This is a genomic window from Streptacidiphilus cavernicola (genome assembly GCF_042510955.1).
Classification (GTDB): domain Bacteria; phylum Actinomycetota; class Actinomycetes; order Streptomycetales; family Streptomycetaceae; genus Streptacidiphilus; species Streptacidiphilus cavernicola.
Map to the genome: position 1 here is coordinate 157,229 of NZ_JBHFAB010000015.1, position 20,803 is coordinate 178,031.

The following is a 20,803-nucleotide window of genomic DNA, read 5'->3' on the forward strand; positions in this document are numbered from 1 at the left end:
GCATGCAGGTGACCCGGCAGCGTCGGATCAAGGAGAAGGCCCAGATCAGCATTCTCGGCCGACGGATGGGCCGGCGCGGCGCGCTGGTGACCGCCGGTATCGCGGTCGCCCTCAGCGTCACCGGCACCGCCGTCGCCTCGACCCAGCAGTTCGGCACCCAGCAGGTCGGCCAGGTCACCGCCAAGGGGCAGGTGGTCTCCGACGACCAGTACCTCGACCCGTACGGCAGCCGCACCGTCATCGACGACGGCAAGATCATGTCGTCCACGGTCAGCCCGGACGGCAGCACGCTCGCGGCCTCGGTCACCGACGGCGACGCGGCGCTGGTGCTGATGGACCTCAGGACCGGCCAGGTCAAGCAGAGGATCGGCACCAACGCCGCGGACACCCTGCGCATCGCGAGCTCCGCGATCGGCCAGGAGGGCCCCTCGTACTCGCCGGACGGCAAGCAGCTGTGGCTGGGCCAGAGCGACGGCTACACCCGGTTCACGGTGAACCCGGACGGCACCCTCACCGCCCCGGTGGCCGTCCCGATCCCGGCCGAGGGCGCCGCGCACGCGCTGGTCGGCGCGGCGGTGTTCTCGGCCGACGGCTCCACCGTGTACTCCGCGGTGAACGGCCAGAACCGGGTGGTCGCCATCGACGCGGCGACCGGGGCGATCGAGCGGAGCTGGGCGGTGGGCATCGCCCCGCGCGGCCTGGCCCTGGTCGGCAGCAAGCTCTACGTCAGCAACGAGGGCGGGCGCCAGGCCAGGCCCGGCGAGACCACGATCAACTCCTACGGCACCGCCGTGCCGGCCAACCCCAGGACCGGCGCCTCCACCACCGGCACGGTCAGCGTCATCAAGGTGGCGGACCCGTCCGCCGCGGTCGGCACCATCGAGGTCGGCCTGCACCCGACCGCGGTGTACGCGGCCAAGGGCGCGGTGTTCGTCACCAACACCGCCGACAACAACGTGTCGGTCATCAGCACCGCCCGCGACCGGGTCGTGCAGACCGTCTCCACCCAGCCCTGGCCGGAGGCCTCGGTCGGCTACGAGCCGGACGCGGTGACGCTCACCGCCGACGGCCACCTGCTGGTGACGCTCGGCCGCGCCAACGCGGTCGCCGTCTACCGCTACTCCGGCGCCCAGGAGCCGGTCTCCTATGTCGGCCTGCTGCCGACGGACTACTTCCCGGCCGAGATCAGCACGGTCGGCAAGCAGGTCGTGGTCTCCAACACCCGTGGCATCGACGCCCTCCGCCCCACCACCAACGCCGGGCACGGCACCCATGACACCACGTCGAGCCTGACCACCTTCACGCTGCCCAGCGACCGGGTGATCAGGGACCAGACCGTCAAGGTCTTCCAGCAGAACGGCTGGACCCGCGACTCGGTCAGCACCGCCCACGGCCGCCAGGCCAAGCCGGTGCCGGTGCCGACCCGGATCGGCGACCCGTCGACGATCAAGCACGTCTTCCTGCTGGTCAAGGAGAACCGGACCTACGACCAGGTGCTCGGCGACATGCCGCAGGGCAACGGCGACCCGGCGCTGACCCAGTTCGGCGAGAACGTGACGCCGAACCAGCACGCGCTGGCCGCGCAGTTCGGCCTCTACGACAACTTCTACGACGTCGGCACCAACTCCGCCGAGGGCCACAACTGGCTGATGCAGGCCGACAACCCGGAGTACACCGAGTCGTCGGCCGGTGAGTACACCCGCAGCTACGACACCGAGAACGACGTGCTGGGCCACCAGAAGAGCGGTTTCCTCTGGACCGGCGCGCAGGCGGCGGGGGACACCGTCAAGGACTTCGGCGAGTTCCAGTCGCTGGAGAGCAAGCCGGCCGGCGCGACCTGGCAGAACCTCTACTGCGACGCCAAGACCATGGACGCGACCGGGGCGCCGAGCGCCTACCCGATCCAGACCGGTTCGGCCATCCCGTCGCTCAACAAGGTCTCGGTGCCCGGCTTCCCGCTGTTCGACCTCGACGTCCCCGACACCTACAAGTACGAGATCTGGAAGCAGGACTTCGAGAAGAACGGTCCGGCGAACCTGAACATGTTCTGGTTCTCCAACGACCACACCGGCGGCCCGGCCAGCCCGGCCGCCGAGGTCGCCGACAACGACCTCGCGGTGGGCAAGATGGTGGACGAGATCTCGCACAGCACGTACTGGAAGGACTCCGCGATCTTCGTGGTCGAGGACGACTCCCAGGCCGGCCTCGACCACGTCGACGGCCACCGCGCGCCGGTCCAGGTGATCAGCCCGTACGCCCAGCACGGCACCGTGGACGACCACTACTACTCGCAGATCACCATGATCCGCACCATCGAGCAGATCCTCGGGATCCAGCCGATGAACCAGAAGGACAGCGCGGCCACGCCGATGTCCGGGGCCTTCACCCAGCACCCCGACGACACGCCGTTCACGGCGCTGCCCAACCGCACCTCGCTGACTCTCGGCCTGAGCACCCAGCCCCCCTGCGGCTCCGACGTCCCCGCCCCGCAGGACCCCGCCGCGGCGCCGGTGCCGACCACGGTGTCGGTGCCGGCGGCGGAGCAGGCCGTCGCGGCGCAGTGGAAGACCTGGCAGTCGCAGCAGCGGCTGACCGGGACCAAGGCCGTGCCCGACTTCGCCAACCCGGAGCAGATGAACCGCTTCACCTGGTACCAGACCCACAACTGGACCACGCCGTACCCCGGCGACAGCAGGATCTACGCCCCGAACGACGTCCCGGGCGGCTACATCCCGTCGGCGGAGAACGACGGCTGACCCGGAGCCGGCCGGCCGGTGCGACCGACGGCCCCGGGCAGCGCGGCGAACTGCCGCGCTGCCCGGGGGACGGGTCAGGCGAACGCGCGCTGCGAGGCCTCGTTGTTCTTCAGGGTGGAGTCCAGGTTCGCGGGCGCGCCGCCGTTGTCGAGGGCGCCGAAGTACTGGGAGTGCCCGGCGTAGCCGCTGTTGTAGTAGACCATGTAGTAGCCCGGGATGTTGCCGGAGAACGCGCCCCACTGCGCCTCCGCCGACGCGGCGTTGTTCTTCAGGGCGACCCCGTTGCCGGCCGAGCCCGCGTACTTCGACGAGAAGACGTAGGTCACGTGGTCCGCGACGGCGCCGTTCGGGCTGTAGACGTACCCGGCGTAGTCGTAGACGTCGCTGCACATGAACGCGGCGGCGCCGCCCTCGTTGGAGTTGTAGTACAGCTCCAGGCCCGCGCTGCCGTCGGTCCAACTGCAGTTGGTGGACTTGGTCTCGTAGGAGTCGGCGGACGCGGATCCGGCCGTGGCGACCAGTCCGGTGACCGCGAGGCCGAGGGCGACCGCCCCGACCACGGTGCGGGACAGAATGCGGGATGCTCCCATGGGATTCTCCTCCGTCTGATGACGACTTCATCCGACTCCGGGGCGGAGCCGGGGGATCCGGGGTGCCCGGGACCGCGGCCGGTTTTCCGGCGGACGGTCAACCGACCACGTCTGCGGCCTTTTTGACGGCCTGTTCCAACTGCGTGCGGGCCTGCGAGAGACCGAGCCGGTTCTGCTCGATCTGCTGCCGCTGCACGGCTGACTCCACCTCGAACCAGGTCTTCACCAGGCCGGTCTGCTGCTTGCAGGCCACATCCGCGGTGGCGATCGCGATCTCCTTGGCGTCGGCCTTGGGGCTGTTGAGGGAAGGGGCCAGGTCGGCGGCCTTGAACGGGTCGGCCACCCGGTACCCGTGCCCGGCCATGCAGCCGGACCACTGCCGGACCACCGCGACGACCCGGGGATCGCTCTGCGACGCGTCCAGGCTCGCCGTATCGAGCCGGCTCACCAGGGAGAGCGCGACGGTGCTGCCGACCGCCCGGGTGGCCACGCCGAGGCAGCCGCCCTGCGGGATCTGCTTGCCCCGGTAGCTGCCGGGAGCCGCCGACGCCGCGCCACCGTGCGCCGGACCGAAGGCCACCAGCTGCTCAGCGGCGCTCAGCGGCGGTCCGGCGGCGCCGGGGGGCATCGAGTGGTCGGCCGGGAGGTGGTAGCCGTACTGGGCCGCCGCCTGCGGGTCCGCCAGGCCGTAGCGCCTCGGCATGTTCGACAGGTCGTTGCTCGGCGGCGGGTACTTCCCGGCGTTCGACGGGAGCGGGGCGAAGCCGAACTGCTGCAGGCAACTGCCCATCAGCTTCCCGTTCGCCTGCTCCAGTTGCACGGACTGGGGGTAGGTCTCCTCGTAGCCCTCGAGCGGGAGCACCATGCCGGCGGTCAGGCCCGAGGTCGGCACCACGGGCGGCCAGTCGGACCGGTCGCCCGGATCCGGAGCCCCGGTGTTCGCGTTCGCGGACGCGGACGGGCTCGGCGGCGTCGGCTGCGCACGGTCCGCTGAATTCGCGGCGCAGCCGCCGAGGAGTGCGGCAATTCCGGCGCAGACGAGCAGTGCCGGTACCGGCCGTATACGAGGAGTGCTCCCCATTCGTCCCCCTCCTCGCTCCGGAACGTCAAAAAGCGGACGAATTCCGGCAGTGCACACTTCGATCGCGGAGCGGTGTTCCGCCCGCGGCACCCGGATTCTTTCCGGTACGCGCCTGCACAGGCAAGCCGGTTGGGGGTTCCACCGCGCTCTGCCTGCGCCTTCGACTCCGTGATCGTTACCGTCTGACCGTTTTCTCCCCACCCTGCAAAGGGGGCAAAGGGTGGATTCGACGCAAGCCAAAGTGAGCGGGATCACAGCTGCCTGACAGGTGGTCGGACCGGTGGCGGATCCCGCACGGCCGGTAGCCTGGGCCGCATGGCAGCAGACGGCGTTCAGTGGATCGAGACGGAGAATCAGTTCGACCTCGGGTACTGGGTGATGTTCGCCCGGGGCCTGGAGCCCGGCGAGCTGCTCCGGCGCCTCGCCCCGGTGACCCCGGTGGACGAGCCGGTCACCCGGTTCGACGTGGATGCCGTGGAGGAGCGGCTCGGCGGGATCGCGGTCCGGGTGGGCAGCAGCGGGGGATGGGCCTTCGGGGTGGTGGAGAACGGCCCGGTGCGGCTCGGCGTCGACGTGACCGCGCGTCTGCTGTCGTCCGGCACGGTGGCGCTGGAGTGGTGGCGCACCGTGAACGCCGACACCGGCTTCGCCTTCGCCGAGGACGGGCAGACCGTGTGCGCGTTCGAACCGGGCCTGGAGCACGAGCGGTCGGGGACCGACCCCGACCGGCTGCTCCCCGCGCTGCGCCGGGCCGGACTGGTGCTGCCCGACGGCAGCACCCCCTTCGAACACGGCCTCGACCTCGACGGCCCGCTGCTGCGGGTGCTCGCCCTGGCCGAGCAGGAGTTCGGCGTGGACCTACCACGCCAGGCGGTACTGGAGGGCGGCCTGACCGCCGGGGTGCTCGGCGAGTAGCGGCTGCCGCCACAACGCGGCGGGGTGCCGGAACGGTGTTGAGCCGTTCCGGCACCCCTGGTCGTCGAGGGACTGTCTACCGCGCTACGGGGTCGCCGCGCACACGGTGTCGGGGTTGCAGCCTTCGAAGCCGGGCTCGTTGACGTAGTAGGCGTCACCGTCCATGACGCGCATGGTGGGGGACCACCTCCCCAGCGAGCCGCCTTCCGTGGTGTTCTGGGTCAGCGGGATGCTGCCCCGGCCGCAGTTGATGGTCCAGTCCGGCAGCGGGTAGTTGGGGTCGATGTACAGCTGCCACGCCGATCCGACCGGAGCGGAGTAGATCTGTACGCAGTCCTTGCCCGTCAGCATTCCGGGCGTCAGCCCGAACCCGGGCAGTGACCCGCCGCTCTCCTGAGACGCCGCGAACGGGTACTCGTCGCAGCTGGAGGTGGGCGTGTTGGGGTTCTTCACCCACTTCGCCGCGGCGCTCTTGCACATGATGTTGCGGTTCTGCGTCTGCAGGGTCGTGTCCGCCAACCGGTGCAGCGGTGAGTTGAACGCCTTGCTGCCGGGGTGGTTGCTCAGCTTCTGCTGCAGGACCCAGTACAGCGCCGCCGCGGCCGGGTTGGCCTTGCTGTTCACATTGAACGTCGGGGTGTACTTCGGGAAGACGCAGCCCGCCAGCTTTCCGTTGAAGGTGTTGTCGCAGCGGATGGTGAGTTCCGGCTCGTACCAGCCCGCGGTGTCGGTCGCACCGCCGTTGATGGTCCCGGAGAGCACCCAGCTCAGGTCCAGCAGGCTGGAACCCGTGGTCTGGGTCCAGCTGCTGGTCGCCGTCGCCGTGGCCGTGTGCTGGTCGGCGAAGGTGGCCCACAGCGGCGGAGAGCTCCAGCTCGGCACCGGCGCCGTGCAGTCCGTCCGGCACTCGAAGTCGACGTTCAGGCTCACCTCGCCGATGTCGGGGGTCGCCTGATAGGGCGTCAGCGACATGGTCTGCTGGATCTGCGTGTTGTTGACCGTCAGGGTGGTGGTCTGCTCCATCACGAAGGTCTCGCTGGCGACCAGCGACTCGTCGACGTACTGGTTGACGCCGAGAAGGCCTCCGGTGCACGAAGCGAACCGGGTGAAGTTACGGCCGCCGGCCAGGTCCGTGCACAGGCTGTCGTCCGCGGACGCTGTCGCGCTCTGCTTCACGGCGCCGGTCCCGGCCTGCGCCTGCCGAGTCGGTGACGTGCTCTTCTGTCGTGCCTTGGCCGCGAACGCGAGGGCCGCGGGCGTGGCCTTGGCCAGGGTCACACAGGTGGTGACGCCGCTCGCGGACGCCGCGCTGCAGTGCCCGGGGGCGACGCTGGGCACCGCCGTGCTCTTGCCGGACACCGCCGCGTTGCTCTTCAGCGCCGCCGGTGTGGAGCCGGACGCCTGGGTGATCGCCACCGGGTCGTCGGGGGAGTCCGGGTCGGGTGCGTCCGGGACGGCCGCCGGGAAGGTGACGTCGGGCATCTTGTCGTAGTTGCCGGGGACGAACGCCACGGCGTCCCAGGCGATGTCGTTGTCGCCGGTGCCGATGTAGTTGGAGTTGGACAGCCGCACCTCGGGCGCCTGGCCGTTGAAGCGGTAGGCGCCGAGGGAGACCCACTTGTTGGACTCGTTGGCGCTCTGCGAGATCGTCTTGTCCACGGTGCCGAACGGTGTGACGACCTGGTAGATCGCCTGCGTGGTCTGGCCCCCGGTGTCGGGGATGTGGACGTAGACCTGGGCCTCGGACGCCGACGAGGGCAGGGCCGAGCCCAGCGTCCAGTCACCGAGGACGGTCATCGGGCCGCCGTCACCGCCGAGGTGGTCGGCGCTGCGGTCGTGGGCGTACCAGAAGTGGCCCTGGTAGCCGCCGCCGATCTGGTGCAGGTCGCCCTTGGCCTCGTAGTTGCCGTCGCTGTCGGGATAGAAGGTGAACTGGAAGTTGCCGGAGGAGGTGGCGTCCCCGCAGTCGCTCCAGGTCGGGGTGCCGTCCGGGATCGAGTCCACGACCAGCGCGCCGGCCGGGGGAGCGGAGCAGTCGGGCTGCCCGTACTGCAGCCGGGTGCCGCGTCCTGGTTCTGCGCGCAGCGTGGCGTACTTGATGCTCTCGTGGCCGCAGTAGTCGGCGCAGTCGGTCTTCCAGGTGGTGTTCGCCGCGTTCCACCAGTGGAGTTGGTCGCAGCCGTCGATGTGCTGAGTCTCGCAGGGCGGCGGGTTGGAGACGTCGCAGGCGTTGCTGGCGTCGCAGAAGGTGCTCAGCGGCGGCTTGATCGCGCTGCGGTCCCCGGCGGTGAGCCACCAGGCCGGCTCGAAGCCGGCCGAGGAGAAGCCGCTCTCACCGGGCCAGTCCTGGCGTCCGGAGGTGGCGTAGGAGTGGCCGGTGTCGATGGACCAGGCGGCCCAGCCCATCACCTTCTCCTCGTAGGGCCAGTCCTGGGGGTGGGCGGCGTCGTGGTTGGCCAGGGCGTCCAGGCTGGTGTCCATGAATGCCAGCCGGGTGGGCGGGTAGATGGGGTTGGCCGGGTTGTTGTACCAGCCCAGACCCCAGGCGCCGCCCGAGGAGCCGGGCGGGTTGAAGCCGGAGTTGTAGTTCCAGATCGCGGCGAACCAGTTCTCCGGCTTGGAGGCGTCGTCGTTGTTGATCGTCATGGTCTGGCCCGCGGTGTGGATCTCGTTCCACTTGTCGGCCAGGATCTGCAGCGACGCGGCGACGTTGACGGTGTAGTCCAGGGCCACCGCCTTCTGCACGGTCGGCGACAGGCTGGTCTCACCGGGCTTCTCGTGCCCGGCCAGGCGCATGCCGTCGGTGACCTGTCCGACCCCGTAGCCGCAGTCGGACTTGGTCCAGTCGATCTTCCAGTACTGGGCCGGGTCGGTGCCGGTGTGTCCATAGAATCCGGCCACCGAGGCGAGCGGGTTGCCCATCTGGCCGGGGACCGCGCCGGACTCGGCCTGCCACAGGTTGGACTCCTGGGCCAGGACGCCCAGTTCGACCTGCGCGGGAATCCGGCCGCCGCCGGCCAGGGTCGGCGAGGGGAACAGCGCCTGCGGGTCGACGGTGCCCAGGCCGATCTGGGTGCGCCAGCCGCCCTGGCTGACCCAACTGGCGTTCAGGTCACCGCGCACCGCCATGTCGACGGCCCACTCCACCTGGTTCGGGGTGGGTTGCAGCGCCTGCTCGCTGATGTCGTTGCGCGGCACCGAGCACCAGCGGCCGGTGTCCACGGGGTTGTGGTCGTCGGTGACCGCGTCCGTGGTCAGCGCCTTCTGCTTGGCGGCGCCGGTGCCCGTGCTGGAACCGGCGCTGGAACCCGCGTCGGCGGCGGTGCCGCCGAGGGCCGGGGACAGGGCCAGGCCCGAGGCGGCGTGCGCGGCGTCGGCCTTGGCGCCGGTGGTCGGCACGACCGTCTCGGTGACCTTCTTGCCGGTGGCCGTCGCCGTGGCGGTCAGCGTCAGCGGGCCGTTGGCGGTGACCGGAGCCACCGCGGCGGGCTGCGGCGTGGGCGCCGTCTTGGCGGCCGACGCGGCGAAGTCGCGGCCCGCGTCGGCGATGTTGGCGAGACCCGCCTCGACCCCCGGCGTCAGTACCGGGTCGACGGCCAGCCGTCCCTGGCTGGAGACGTCGGCGTCCGGTCCGGCGGCCACGGCGGTGATGCCGGTCCCGGCAGTCTTCGGCGTGCCCTTGGGGTGCCCGGCCAGGAACACCGTGCCGGTTCCCGCCTGCTGCAGCGACAGGGCGTCCAGCGCGCCGGTGGCGACGGTGGCGACCTTGCCGTTCTTCCACACCTTGGCGTGCGCGGTGCTCTGGCCCTTGTGGTCCAGGAAGCCGAAGCTGTCTTTGCCGCGGGTGTCCTTGCCGGTCGGACGGATGTCGTAGGGCACGCTGTCGGTGGCCGTGAGCGTGGTGGCCTTGCCCGCCCGGCTGATGTGCACCAGCCGGTTGCCCAGGGCGGCGACCGCCCCGTCCGCGACCGGCACCGCCGACGTCACCTGCCCGGCCGCGCTGGTGTCCGCGACCTGCGCGCCCGCGCTGTTCACGGTGACCAGGCGGGTCTTGTCGTCCCGGTACGCGGTGAAGACCGCCGTGTGCGTGCTGGGGTTGCAGGTCGGGTCGAAGTACGCCAGCGAGGCGGTGAACGGGAGCTTGGTCACCGCGCCGGTGTCCAGGTTCACCACCGCGGCGAACGCCCCGCCCAGCATCAGGTCCTGCTGGTTGGTGAAGCTGCGCGGCGCGTACACGACGGCCGCGTGCGAGGCGTCGATGACGCACTGGTTGCCGATCCAGCTGTCGGCCGGCATCCCCGGCTCCGCCAGCACCGCCGCGGTCCGCCAGGCGTAGGCGTCCTTGCTGTCGGCGACCAGCAGGTGCAGACCGTCGCTGTCGGCCGCGGAGGTCACCGCGCGGTCGGACGACGCCTTCCAGCCCTTGCCCAGCACGCTGTCGGGATTCTTCACCCCCGGGCCCGACGACGGCTTCGCGGCAGGGGCCGCCTTGACCGCCGACGCGGGACTGGCGACTGCCGTCGGCCCCTGTATCAGCCCCCCGACGACTGCGGCGGCGGCGAGCGCCGCCACCCCGGTCATCCTTCTGATGGATTGCAACTTCCACCCCTCAATATATACGTACACGAATTGAATGCCAAGAAAGCGCCGCCCCGCGCCATTCATGGGTTGCATCGGGCCACGATGACGAAGCGTCATGCGCCTTCCTGTGAACCCTAGACCCTTCCCGGGCCCGGGAAAAACCCCATATAAAGCCAAGGCTCCCGGGCCGTGACCTGGGTCACATTCATTGCATCCCTTAGAGTCGGCTGTGTCCTTTTTCGGCCCTGCTGAAAAAGGACATATGCGAACGAGATTCACTGGCGCACGAATGAGCTGGGTGCAGGCCGGCCGTGTCGAGCGGGGGTGCGGGTCGCGTGTGCCGCTTGACACGATCTAAGTTCGTTGGGTAGAACTTTGATCGTCAGGACGAACTAAGTTCGTCAGCGGTGGCCTGGAGGTGTTGATGCGCGTGTCCGTCGTCGGAGCCGGTCTGGGAGGCCTGGCCCTCGCGCAGGGTCTGCGCGGTGCCGGGATCGAGGCCGAGGTGTTCGAGCGCGACCCGGGGATCGTCGCCCGGTTCCAGGGCTACCGGCTGGTGCTGAACCCGGACGGGTTCCAGGCGGTGCGCGCCTGCCTGCCCACGCGCTGGCACCCGCTGCTGGACGAGATCGTGACGGAGGCCTCCGCCGAGCAGCTGGTCCTGGACCCGCTGCTGAACGAGACCGGCAGGCTCGGCGGGGGCCGGACCGGCATCGTGGTCGACCGGCAGGTGCTGCGACACCTGCTGCTGACCGGCCTGACCGTGCGCACCGACGCCGCGCTGACCGGCTACGAGGTACTGGCCGACGGCACCGTCCGGGCCCGCTTCGCCCGCCGCGGCCCGGCCGCCGCCGACCTGCTGGTCGGCGCGGACGGCGTCACCTCCGCGGTCCGCGGAGTGCTCTCGCCGCACACCGTCCCGACCGACACCGGCGTCCGGTTCGTCATCGGCCGCACCCCGCTGACCGACGAGTTCGCCGGCCTGTCCAAGGCCTACGGCTCGAAGATCGCGGGCGACGGCGTCAGCCTGCTGCTCGGCGCGATGCGCTTCCGCACCCCGCCGAAGCAGGCGGCCGAACAGCTGGCCCCCGAGGTCACGCTGCCCGACATCGGCGACTACGTGCGCTGGGCCATGATCCTGCCGCCGAACGGCTCACTGGAGAACCTGACCGCGCAGGACGCGGTGCTCTCCCGGATGGAGGGCTGGCACCCGGAGTTGCGCGCGCTGATCGAGCAGGCCGACCCGGACAACAGCACGCTGCTGTCCATCCGGGCGGTCAAGCCCGGTGAGCGCTGGGCCTCCGGCCCGGTCACCCTGCTCGGCGACGCGATCCACGCCACCTCCCCGACCGGCGGCAACGGTGCGAACACCGCGCTGCGCGACGCCGACCTGCTGCGCCGCTGCCTGATCGAGGCCGACCAGGGCCGTCAGCAACTGCTCAGCGCGGTCGACGACTACGAGCGGCAGATGTTCGCCTACGGCGCCGAGGCCGTGCGCAGCAGCCTGGAGAAGCTGCCCGCCTTCGCCCCGGAGGCGAAGCTGTCCTGAGGCCGCCGGAGGCCGTCTCCTTCCCGATCGCTCAGGTGGCGCTGGTGCCGACGGCGGTCCGGCCGGCCGGGTCGGCCGCGCCGGGTGCGGCCGGCGCGGGGAGGAGGCGTTGGCGGTGGTGCTCCTCGGTGAGGTCGTGCAGCCGGGCCTGGAGCAGGTCCGGCAGGGCGATCAGCCCGACCACCTGCCCGTCGTCGCCGAGGACCGGGGCGCTGGTCAGCCCGTGCTCGGCGAACAGGTAGGCGACGTGGCGCAGGGTGTCGTGCGGGCGGACGGCCGCCTGGACGGGCTGCGCGGCCTGCGCGGCCAGGACGGGACCGGTGGCGGCATGCCGGCGCAGCCGGTGCAGGGTGGTCAGGCCGACCGGGCCGTGGTCGCCGATCACCGGGTAGTGCGGCTGCCTGCGCGCGGCCCGGTCGTGGGTGAGCTGGCGCACCAGCGTGTCGTCGACCGCGCGGTGGGCGGCGACCGTGACCGGGTGACGGTCCATCACCTCGTGGACGAAGAAGGTCTCCAACGGGTCGGTGGAGTACTCGCGGGTCAGGTGCAGCCCGCGGCGGGCGATCTTCTCGGTGAGCACGGAGCGCTTGAGCAGCAGCGCGGACAGCGCGTAGGCGGCGGTGGAGGCGACCAGTAGCGGCAGCAGGGCGCCCCAGGCGTGGGTCAGTTCCAGGGTGAACACCACACCGGTCAGCGGTGAGCGCATCACCCCGCCGACGACCGCGGCCAGCCCGCACATGCCCCAGAAGCCGGGGATGACCTGGGGGAACAGCATCCCCTCCCAGGCTCCGAGCGCGCCGCCGATCATGAACACCGGCGCCAGCACCCCGCCGGAGGTGCCCGAGCCCAGCGAGAGGGACCAGATCAGGGTCTTGACCACCAGGATGCCGATGATCAGCGAGAGCGTCGCCCGGCCGGTGAGCAGCTGGTCGATGACGTCGTAGCCCACGCCCAGGGCGCGCGGCTCGACCAGGCCCCCGGCGCCGATGACCGCGCCGCCGATGGCGGGCCACCACATCCAGTGGAACGGCAGCTTCGCGAAGCCGTCCTCGGCCCGGTAGACCAGCCAGGTCGCGCCGACCGCCAGCGCGCCGCCGGTCAGTCCCACGACCGCGGCCAGGACCTCGTCCGGGGCGGTCAGGTGCAGCCCGGCGGTGGGCACCGGGAAGACGGGGGCGGTGCCGAGCAGGAACCCGCGGCAGACCGTGGCCACCGCGACACAGGCGGCGACCGGGACGAAGCTGCGCGGTCGCCACTCGAACAGCAGCAGCTCCACCGCCAGCAGCACGGCGGCCAGCGGGGAGTTGAAGGTGGCGGCCATCCCGGCCGCGGCACCGGCCACCAACAGCGTCTTGCGCTCGTCGGCCGAGAGGCGGAGGAACTGGGCGAGCATCGATCCGATCGCGCCGCCGGTCATGATGATCGGCCCCTCGGCGCCGAACGGGCCGCCGGTGCCGATGGAGACCGCCGCGGAGATGGGCTTGAGCAGCGCCACCTTCGGGGCGACCTTGCTGCCGCCGGTCAGGATCGCCTCGATGGCCTCCGGCATGCCGTGGCCGCGGATCTTCTCCGAGCCGTAGCGCGCCATCAGCCCGACCACCAGACCGCCCGCGACAGGGGCCCCGAGCACCAGCCACCACGGGTGGTGCACCTGGCCCGGGGCCACCAGCGCGGTGTCCCAGCGCTGGTAGAAGACCAGGTTGGTGACCAGGCCGATCAGCCGCAGCAGCCCCAGCGCGGCCAGGGCGCCGGCACCGCCGACCGGCAGAGCCCAGAGCGTGATCTTCAGCGTTCGCGGGCCGACGGTGAAGTCGCCCAGGTGCGCGACGCTGTGCGCCGCCTTGCCGCTCACAGCGGCACCGGGCCGGGCAGCTCGTCGGCATAGGCGTCGCCGAGCGTCGCGTGGAGCTGCGCCAGCGCCTGCGCGGCGTGCTGCCGCAGCACCGGGTCGATCAGCGCCAGCAGCCGTTCCAGCTCGTCATGGCGCCAGGCCAGCACCCGGTCGACCAGGGCCCGCCCCTTGGGGCTCAGTTCGAGGGTCACCACGCTGCGACTGTGCGGGTCGCTGCCGCGCAGCAGGTGCCCGGAGGCGGCCAGGCGGTCCGCGAGCCGGGTGATCGAGGAGGCGCTCAGACCCAACGCCTTCGCGGCCCGGGAGGACGGGCAGCGCCCCAGGTCGCCGAGCGCCAGCAGCATCCGCAGCTGCGGCAGCGACACTTCGCCGCCCGCCGCGTCCAGGCTGTGCAACGCAACGCCGATCAGGTCCCGCGTCCCGCGCTGGAACGCCTGTATCTCCTCGTCGGTGGGGTCGGGGCCGCCACCTGCTGTGTTCACCATGGGGAAAGTATTGCATTCGACAACACTTGCCTGGAGGTAGGCATGGGGGGAGCACCGGAGCACGCCACCGCGCAGGGCGGCTTCAGGTGGTGGCGAGGACCCCCAGATAGGACAGGCCCGCGATCAGCAGCCAGGAACCCAGCCCCACCAGCAGCGCGCGGCGACCGGTGCGCAGCAGCGACCGGACGTCGACGGCGCTGCCCAGGGCGAACAGGGCCGCGGCCATCAGCAGTTCGTCGACGGTCGCGCAGAGGTTCAGGACGGATGCGGGCAGCACCGAGCCGCTGCGCAGGGCGACGCACCCGAGGAAGCCCAGCACGAACAGCGGGACCAGCGGGGGACGGCGGCCCTCCCCGCCTTCCCCACCCTCCCTGGCCACCCGGCTCCGGCGGGCGACGGCCACGCCGGTGACGATCGGGGCGAGCAGCGCGATCCGCATGAGTTTGATCACCACGGCCTGCGACAGCGCCAGCGGCCCCGCGGTCTGGGCGACCGCGACGACCTGGGCGATGTCGTGGACGCTGGCCCCGGTCCAGCGCCCGAACTGCTCCGGGTCCAGCCCCAGCGGATGGCGCAGCAGCGGGAGTACCGCGATCGCCAGGCTGCCGCACAGCGTCACCAGCGCGACGGCGGTGACGGCGTCCTGCTCGTCGCTCTCGGTCACGCCGTTCATGGCGGCCACGGCGGAGGCCCCGCAGATGGAGAAGCCGGTGGCGATCAGCAGCGGCTGATCGCCCGGAAGCCCGGCCAGCCGCCCCAGCCACCGGGTGCCCCAGAACGTCACGCCGACCACCACGACGACCAGCAGCAGGGCCCGCCAGCCGAGCCCGAGCACGTCGCCGACCGCCAGCTTGAGCCCGAGCAGCACCACGGCGAGGCGCATCACCCGCTTGGCGATCAGCGCCAGCCCCGGCCGGGTCCGCGCGGGGAGCAGCCCCAGGTTTCCGGCCAGCACACCGAGCGCGACGGCCGCGGTGAGCACGGACACCGAGCCCAGCCAGTGGTGGACCGCCGCTCCCGCCGCGACGGCGAGCCCCGCCGCGAGCGTCCCCGGCCCGGCCTCCCGGCCCTTCGCGCGCGCGGACGCGAACCCGGACGCGAACCTGGACGCGAACGTGGACGCGAACCCGGTCCCGGCACGGGCGGCAGCGGGGAACCGGAGGAGCGGCAGGCGCATGATCGTCACGCGTTCCACTGTGGTCAGGCCGGCGCGACCGCGGTAGACACCGAATTCCAGGCACGTCATAGGGTTCGGCTATGACACCAGCCGAGCCCCCCGTGCTGCCCGCCTCCCGGCGGCTCCCCGACCTGCAGACACTGGAGCTGCTGGTCGCCGTCGCCGACACGGGCAGCATCGGCCGCGCCGCGGCCCAGCAGCGGATCACCCAGCCGGCCGCCAGCGCCCGGCTGGACACCCTGGAGCGTCGGCTGGCGCTGAAGCTGTTGGAGCGCTCCCGGCGCGGCTCGCGGCTGACCACGGCCGGGCTGGTGGTCACCGAGTGGGCCCGCACCGTCCTGGCCCAGGCGCACCAGCTGGCCGAGACCCTGGCCGCACTCCAGTCGCAGCAGCGCGGCGAACTGCGGGTCGCGGCAAGCCTGACCCTGGCCGAGGAGCTGCTCCCCGGCTGGCTGCTCGGCATGCGGCAGGCCTGCCCGGACGCACATGTCGCGCTGCAGGTGACCAACAGCCACCGGGTGGTCGAGGCGCTGCGGCGCGGCGAGGCCGACCTCGGCTTCATCGAGGGCCCCTTCGTCCCCGAGGACCTGCAGGCGCTGCCGGTCGCCCGGGACCGGCTGGTGGTGGTCACCGCACCCGACCACCCCTGGACCCGGCGCCCGGAACCGGTCTCCGGCGCGGAACTCGCCGAGACCGCCCTGCTCCTGCGCGAGCCGGGATCGGGCACCCGCGAAACGCTGGAACGCGCGCTCCGGCCCTGGGTCGGCCCCTCGGTCCCGGCGCTGGAGCTGGGCGCGACCGGCCCGCTGCGCAGCGCCGCGGCGCAGGGCGCGGCCCCCGCCGTCCTCTCGCTGCTCTCGGTGGCGGGGGAACTGACCTCCGGCCGCCTGGTCGAGATCCCGGTCGCCCCGGAGGTCCGACTGGACCGCACCCTGCACGCGGTCTGGCCCGCGGAGGCCGAGGTGTCGGCCCCGGCGCGGGTCCTGCTGGACGTGGCCCGCCGGAACCCGCCCGCTGCGGCCTCGGCCGCCGCACCCGCCGGCCCGGGAAGCGCCGGGTAGGCGCGGGGCGGGCGGGTGCGGTCCGATTGGCCGTCAGGCCGCGGTGGCGGTGACGTCGGCGGCGTTCACGTACACATAGCGGTGGTTGAACTGGACCGTGTAGTAGGACTTCGCGCCGTTGACGACGCCCTGGCGGCTCGGGAAGAAGTCCTGGCCGTGGACCGGCGGCTGGTCCGCGACATAGGCCTGACCGGCCGGGATGCCGTAGTTCGGCGCGGTCAGCGGGTTCTGCGGATCCGGGCCCCAGCCGGTCGGGACCTCGGCCGGGTCGGGGAAGGCCGTCCCGTAGACGGGCGCGGTGGCGGCGCCGGCCGCGCGGATGATCTGCACGCCGGTGGTGGGGATCGTATTCTTGCCCTGGGGGTTGTCGATCCAGCCCTCCTGGCCGTCGAACCAGATCGCGGTCCAGTCGCCCTGCTGGTCGGCGACCACGAACTGCTGCCCGGCCTGGACCGTGGTGCTCCAGTCGCTGACGTCGTCGGTGCCGCTGGTGCCGGTCGGGTGCAGATTGGCGTCGAGGATCAGCGGGGAGTCCGCGCTCGGGCCCTGGTGCACGAACAGCGAGCTGGCCGGGACGGTCTCCGGGGTGCAGACGGTGGTGCCGCCGGTGGGGTCGTCGCTCGGGCAGACGGTGAAGGTCTGCAGGTTCTTCTTGAAGGTGGGGGCGATGGTCACCACGCTGCCGACCGGCCCGACCCCGGACGTCCCGTCGTCGAACGGGGCGCCGATCAGCTTCATGAAGCGGGTCCAGTCCCACTGGTTGCCCATGTCCCAGTGCTGGCCCGCCAGGTCGGCGGTCTTGCCGCCGGGGACGTTGTCGTGGGCCAGGATGTGCTGCCGGTCCAGGGGGATGTCATAGCGCTTGACCAGGTACTTCACCAGCTTGGCGGTCTGCTGGTAGGTGACGTCGGTGTACCAGTCCGCGCCGAAGGCGGAGAAGCCCTCGTGCTCGATCTGGATCGCGTGCAGGTTGCTGTCGTAGTTGTTGTCGCCGAAGGCGACGTCCTTGTCCGAGACCATCTGGGTGACCGCGCCGTCCGCCGAGCGCATCACATAGTGCGCGGCGGCGGCGTTGGGGCCCTGGAAGGTGGTGATGGCCGAGTCGTAGGAGCCCTCGGTGGTGTGCAGCACGATCTGGTCGATCCTGATGCCGTTGGCGGGCCGGTTGGACACCTGCACACCGGTCGAGGACGCCTGGACGAACTGGCAGTCCAGCGACTTGGGGCACTCGGCCGGGGTGGAGGGGCCGGCCGCGGCCCGGGTCAGCTTGAGCTGGTCCAGCTGGGCCGGGACCAGTTCCGCGGCCCGGCCGGCCGGCACGGTGACCAGTTGGCCGTCGGACGTCCGCTGCCGGAGGCCCGAGCCGACCGAGGCGAGGACGCCGGACGCGAAGGAGGCCGCGGCCTTACGGTCCGTCAGATGGCTGTACTCGGCGATCGCGCCGGTCCAGTCGGACGGGTCGGCCGAAGTGCCGCCGGTCAACTGCTTCTGGTAGGAGGCCAGCAGGGCGGCGCCGCCGCGGAGGTTGTCGGCGCGGTCGTGCCGCAGCCGGTCGGCTGGGATGCCGGTCAGCGCCGCGGCGGTGAGCAGGGTGTGCAGCTCCGGGTGCTTGGCCGCGGAGGTGAGGCCGGAGCGGTCGGCGCTGAGCCCCGAGGGACCGGCCTGCAGCATCTGCGGTGTGGCGTCGGTGAGGTTCATGAACCCCCATCCGGCGTTGTCGCTGTAGCCGGTGTGGGACTGCAGGTTGGACTCCTGCCGGGCCACGCCGACCAGCACCGCCAGCGGCACGCGGTAGGCGGCTGCCGCCGCGGCGAAGTCCGCCTGGGTGGCCGAGGGCCGGGTCGACGCGACCGCCGGGGCGGCCTGCGCGGTGACGGGCAGGAGGGTGAACGCACCGGCCGCCAGGGCCGTGCTGACGACCGTGGCCGTCAACCGCCGCTGTCCTTTTCGCTTGAACAAGACGTTCCTTCCCAGGGAGTGGATGTCCACAGTGACAGCGGGAAGCGATCATCCGGTTCCCGCAACACGCCGCCGCAGGAGAGGCCGGTCGCATTGTGCGCATCAATGGCCTGAGAGCAGCGGCAGTACCGGCATTGGCGGTCCTCACCACCTCGTGCGGCCACGGACCGGCGACGCCGCAGAGCGGTCCGCCGCCGCTGGGTCGTATCGCCGTGATCACCTCGGTCGACCAGATCACCCGGCCCATCGACTCGTCGGCGAGCGCGAAACCGGGCAGGACCTTCCGCGCCGGTGCGTCGCGTCGAGGTGGCTGGTGATCGCTCGTCGGTCTCGAGCGATCAGAGAGAGCCCCTGTGTCATGGGGACGCCTACAGGCGCGGTGACCTGAGTACGGGTACTCAGGCGCAGTGAGCATCACGTCCGGCATGGTGGGTGACCATGACCATGTCGCTACCCGAACCTCCGCCCCGGCGGCGTAGTTGGCTTCCGCGAGACAGGGCGCCACTCGGGGCGGACATCCTCACGGGCTTCTTCTTGTTCCTGACGGAGGGGGTGGTGTTCCTCTGGATGGCATTCGCGGCGGGCATGGAAGCCTGGGCAGATCACGGGATCAGTACCGCGGAGTCCCATGCTGAGGTCCGTCGGATGTACGACCTCCTGTGGGCGGTCCTGGTGGCCGCGGCGCTGGCGGCCCTGCGCCGCGCCCGGTGGACCGCCGCCTCGCAACTGCTGATCGCTGGTGCAGTGGCTGTCATGGCGGCGTCGACTCAGCACGGCTACGACCAGGAGCAGCAGCAGGTCGCGAGTGAGTCTCCCGGAGTGACGGCATCCCAGGCCATTGCCGACGATCTGAACGGGGACCTCAACGCCGGCTTCCTGTCCCCGGGGCGTACCTACGGGGGTCCCTTCACCGAGGGCACCGTGGTCGACCAGGTCGAGGTGCACGGTGGCGTTGTGCTGTCGATGAAGTCGGATGGGACGACGGGCGGTGGTCTGGTGCAGACCACGGTTTCCGTCATGCTCGGTGCGGGGTCGCCCGGTGTCCCGTCCTGCTACCGGTACTCGTTCACCATCACCCACGGCTCGGCACAGTCACAGCCTATGTCCTGTCCGAGTGGGAGTGGTGCTGTGGCGACCCTTGAGCTCGGCCGGACTCTGCTCGAACAGTCCCAGGGGGTCGGATCCGAAGCGGTTGCCCCCAACGCCTACCCGGCCACCCGCTCCGGCGTGCAGGGCCTGCTGCGGGACCGGCTCGGTCCGCAGGCGGCATCGGTGTCGTTCGACACTGCCACGTCCTCGTCCGGAGCCGGCACCGTCCTGGTCGCAGCTGCCCGGATCCACGGGGTCTGCGACTTCGTCCGGCTGGGGACGTCGACCACCATCACGACGTGGGTCCCCCTGTGGCAGGCGCCGTTGGACGACCAGTCGTCATGCAGCACGACGCAGGCCCTTGCCGCCGACGCCCTCTACGGAACAGACCCCGCCCAAGAGGGGTAACAAGTCAGCCGCGACACTGCTGAGGGCACGCCGGAGTGCAAGGCCACCGTGGTTGCCCCCCATGGGTACGGCGACGGGCCGGAGGACCCGTTGGCCAGGAACTGGATCACTCGGCGGACGCGTCCTCTTCTGCGGCACCGTCTCCCGGTGTCGCTGCTGTCGCTGCCGTCGAGAGGAATTCCCCGCCATGGCTGAACTCGGCCCAGTCGCCTGGCCACCCGCGCCGATCAGGACCGAGCGGCTCGTGCTCCGTGAGCCCGAGGCCCGGGACCGTGCGGCGTTCGTCGAGCTGCTGGCGTCGCCAGAGGTGCACACCTACCTCGGCGGCCCCCGGCCGCGTGACGAGCTTGAGCGCGAGCTGCCCGAGGTGCCCGAGCGGTGGCCGGGGAGTTTCGTGGTTGATCTCGATGGGGTGATGATCGGTCAGATTCTGCTTAGGAGGGCCTCGGAGTATCATCGCCCGGCTGCTGTGGGGATGGCTGACCTTGGCTACTTGTTCTTGCCGCGGGCGTGGGGATTTGGGTATGCCGCGGAGGCGTGTGCGGCGGCGCTTGGCTGGTTGGCTGGTGTGCTTCCCGGTGAGTCGGTGGTGCTGGCTACCCAGACTGCCAATGTCGGCTCGATGCGGCTTGCGGAAAAGCTGGGGTTCACCGAGGTGGAGCGGTTCCATGCCTGGGGCGCTGAACAGTGGCTCGGCCTACGGTCTCCGGTCGCATCGTCTGGTTGATTCCGTGCTCGACAGCACGGATCCGCGAGACCACCGATCGGCCGTCGGCCTCGGCCGCCGACGAATTTAAACACCGCCCGCGGTATCGGTGCCGGGCTATTACGCTGATGGCGGCCAGCTGTCTCAGGTCAACGAATTGATGAGTGGAATCGTCGTTGAAGCTGCTCAGGGGGTGGCCCAGAAGTGTCCGCCCAGTCATGGCCGTGGTTTGACTTCGTTCCATGGTGCCTGTGGTTCGGGGGCGCCTCGGTCCCGCTGACGTGTCTTCGTGGATGCTCCTTTTTGGGTGGAGTAACGGCATGGCCAGGGGTTTGGGTTCGCTGTTCGATGTGCTCGTTGTTCCTTGAGCCTCCGGTCTTATGGGTTTTGTCTGTGTCGAGGTGTGGGGCCTTTTGCCGGGGGAGTGGTCGGGCTCAGTCGGCTGCCGCGGGTTCTTCCGCGGATGCTTCCTTTTTTTAGATGGCTGGGCGCCAGAAGAAGGTTTTGCGGTGGGTGATTTTGTTGTTGGTGGTGATGTAGGTGTCGGCGAAGGGTTCGTGGAGGGGTTGTCCGGTGTGGGTGGTGCCGTGGAAG

The 20,803-nt window shown here is 71.1% G+C and carries 13 protein-coding genes; 6 read left to right on the forward strand and 7 right to left on the reverse strand.

Going from position 1 to position 20,803, the window contains the following annotated elements:
- The first annotated feature begins 2 nt into the window (after window positions 1–2).
- Entirely contained in the window at window positions 3–2,756 is a 2,754-nt protein-coding gene (locus tag ACEZDE_RS20995; RefSeq protein WP_380538034.1) for a bifunctional YncE family protein/alkaline phosphatase family protein, read from the forward strand.
- Between the two features lie 74 nt (window positions 2,757–2,830).
- On the opposite strand, the gene ACEZDE_RS21000 is transcribed toward ACEZDE_RS20995, so the two are convergent.
- Both ACEZDE_RS21000 and ACEZDE_RS21005 read right to left on the reverse strand, forming a co-directional pair.
- The gene (locus tag ACEZDE_RS21000; RefSeq protein ID WP_380538036.1) at window positions 2,831–3,346 is read right to left on the reverse strand and encodes a hypothetical protein; all 516 of its coding nucleotides are present in this window, start codon (window positions 3,344–3,346) and stop codon (window positions 2,831–2,833) included.
- A 97-nt stretch (window positions 3,347–3,443) separates the two neighbouring features.
- Complete coding sequence (locus tag ACEZDE_RS21005; protein WP_380538038.1) at window positions 3,444–4,241, reverse strand: hypothetical protein; 798 nt, start codon at window positions 4,239–4,241, stop codon at window positions 3,444–3,446.
- 501 nt (window positions 4,242–4,742) lie between these two features.
- On the opposite strand from ACEZDE_RS21005, the gene ACEZDE_RS21010 reads away from it, so the two are divergent.
- Entirely contained in the window at window positions 4,743–5,342 is a 600-nt protein-coding gene (locus tag ACEZDE_RS21010) for a DUF6461 domain-containing protein (RefSeq protein ID WP_380538040.1), read from the forward strand.
- A gap of 84 nt (window positions 5,343–5,426) precedes the next feature.
- On the opposite strand, the gene ACEZDE_RS21015 is transcribed toward ACEZDE_RS21010, so the two are convergent.
- Window positions 5,427–9,923: a golvesin C-terminal-like domain-containing protein gene (locus ACEZDE_RS21015; RefSeq protein WP_380538065.1), complete on the reverse strand. Its 4,497-nt coding sequence runs from the start codon at window positions 9,921–9,923 to the stop codon at window positions 5,427–5,429.
- 424 nt (window positions 9,924–10,347) lie between these two features.
- Between ACEZDE_RS21015 and ACEZDE_RS21020 the strand changes: the two genes are divergently transcribed.
- Window positions 10,348–11,472 (forward strand): FAD-dependent oxidoreductase, encoded by a 1,125-nt coding sequence (locus ACEZDE_RS21020; protein WP_380538043.1) that lies wholly within the window; start codon window positions 10,348–10,350, stop codon window positions 11,470–11,472.
- Between the two features lie 31 nt (window positions 11,473–11,503).
- Here ACEZDE_RS21020 and ACEZDE_RS21025 read toward each other — a convergent pair whose 3' ends face one another.
- The 3 genes from ACEZDE_RS21025 to ACEZDE_RS21035 all read right to left on the reverse strand — a co-directional run bounded on the left by ACEZDE_RS21025 (window position 11,504) and on the right by ACEZDE_RS21035 (window position 14,986).
- Window positions 11,504–13,324, reverse strand: a complete 1,821-nt coding sequence (locus ACEZDE_RS21025; RefSeq protein ID WP_380538045.1) for a chloride channel protein — start codon at window positions 13,322–13,324, stop codon at window positions 11,504–11,506.
- On the reverse strand, window positions 13,321–13,809 hold the full coding sequence (locus ACEZDE_RS21030) for a MarR family winged helix-turn-helix transcriptional regulator (RefSeq protein ID WP_380538047.1): 489 nt from the start codon (window positions 13,807–13,809) through the stop codon (window positions 13,321–13,323). The genes ACEZDE_RS21025 and ACEZDE_RS21030 overlap by 4 nt, the downstream gene beginning before the upstream one ends.
- Window positions 13,810–13,891: 82 nt before the next feature.
- On the reverse strand, window positions 13,892–14,986 hold the full coding sequence (locus tag ACEZDE_RS21035; RefSeq protein WP_380538067.1) for a YeiH family protein: 1,095 nt from the start codon (window positions 14,984–14,986) through the stop codon (window positions 13,892–13,894).
- Between the two features lie 80 nt (window positions 14,987–15,066).
- On the opposite strand from ACEZDE_RS21035, the gene ACEZDE_RS21040 reads away from it, so the two are divergent.
- The gene (locus ACEZDE_RS21040; protein ID WP_380538049.1) at window positions 15,067–16,047 is read left to right on the forward strand and encodes a LysR substrate-binding domain-containing protein; all 981 of its coding nucleotides are present in this window, start codon (window positions 15,067–15,069) and stop codon (window positions 16,045–16,047) included.
- 33 nt (window positions 16,048–16,080) lie between these two features.
- On the opposite strand, the gene ACEZDE_RS21045 is transcribed toward ACEZDE_RS21040, so the two are convergent.
- Entirely contained in the window at window positions 16,081–17,979 is a 1,899-nt protein-coding gene (locus ACEZDE_RS21045) for an N-acetylmuramoyl-L-alanine amidase (RefSeq protein ID WP_380538052.1), read from the reverse strand.
- 471 nt (window positions 17,980–18,450) lie between these two features.
- Here ACEZDE_RS21045 and ACEZDE_RS21050 point away from each other — a divergent pair, with 471 nt between their 5' ends.
- Window positions 18,451–19,503, forward strand: coding sequence for a DUF6234 family protein (locus ACEZDE_RS21050; protein ID WP_380538069.1), 1,053 nt, complete (start codon window positions 18,451–18,453; stop codon window positions 19,501–19,503).
- A gap of 187 nt (window positions 19,504–19,690) precedes the next feature.
- Entirely contained in the window at window positions 19,691–20,230 is a 540-nt protein-coding gene (locus tag ACEZDE_RS21055) for a GNAT family N-acetyltransferase (RefSeq protein WP_380538055.1), read from the forward strand.
- Window positions 20,231–20,803: the final 573 nt, after the last annotated feature.

Excerpts from the sequence above, each read along its gene's own strand:
- ACEZDE_RS21030 (WP_380538047.1), bottom strand. The coding sequence starts at position 13,809 with ATGGTGAACACAGCAGGTGGCGGCCCCGACCCCACCGACGAGGAGATA.
- ACEZDE_RS20995 (WP_380538034.1), top strand. The coding sequence starts at position 3 with ATGCAGGTGACCCGGCAGCGTCGGATCAAGGAGAAGGCCCAGATCAGC.
- ACEZDE_RS21050 (WP_380538069.1), top strand. The coding sequence starts at position 18,451 with ATGTCGCTACCCGAACCTCCGCCCCGGCGGCGTAGTTGGCTTCCGCGA.
- ACEZDE_RS21035 (WP_380538067.1), bottom strand. The coding sequence starts at position 14,986 with ATGCGCCTGCCGCTCCTCCGGTTCCCCGCTGCCGCCCGTGCCGGGACC.
- ACEZDE_RS21015 (WP_380538065.1), bottom strand. The coding sequence starts at position 9,923 with ATGACCGGGGTGGCGGCGCTCGCCGCCGCCGCAGTCGTCGGGGGGCTG.
- ACEZDE_RS21055 (WP_380538055.1), top strand. The coding sequence starts at position 19,691 with ATGGCTGAACTCGGCCCAGTCGCCTGGCCACCCGCGCCGATCAGGACC.
- ACEZDE_RS21020 (WP_380538043.1), top strand. The coding sequence starts at position 10,348 with ATGCGCGTGTCCGTCGTCGGAGCCGGTCTGGGAGGCCTGGCCCTCGCG.
- ACEZDE_RS21040 (WP_380538049.1), top strand. The coding sequence starts at position 15,067 with ATGACACCAGCCGAGCCCCCCGTGCTGCCCGCCTCCCGGCGGCTCCCC.
- ACEZDE_RS21010 (WP_380538040.1), top strand. The coding sequence starts at position 4,743 with ATGGCAGCAGACGGCGTTCAGTGGATCGAGACGGAGAATCAGTTCGAC.
- ACEZDE_RS21000 (WP_380538036.1), bottom strand. The coding sequence starts at position 3,346 with ATGGGAGCATCCCGCATTCTGTCCCGCACCGTGGTCGGGGCGGTCGCC.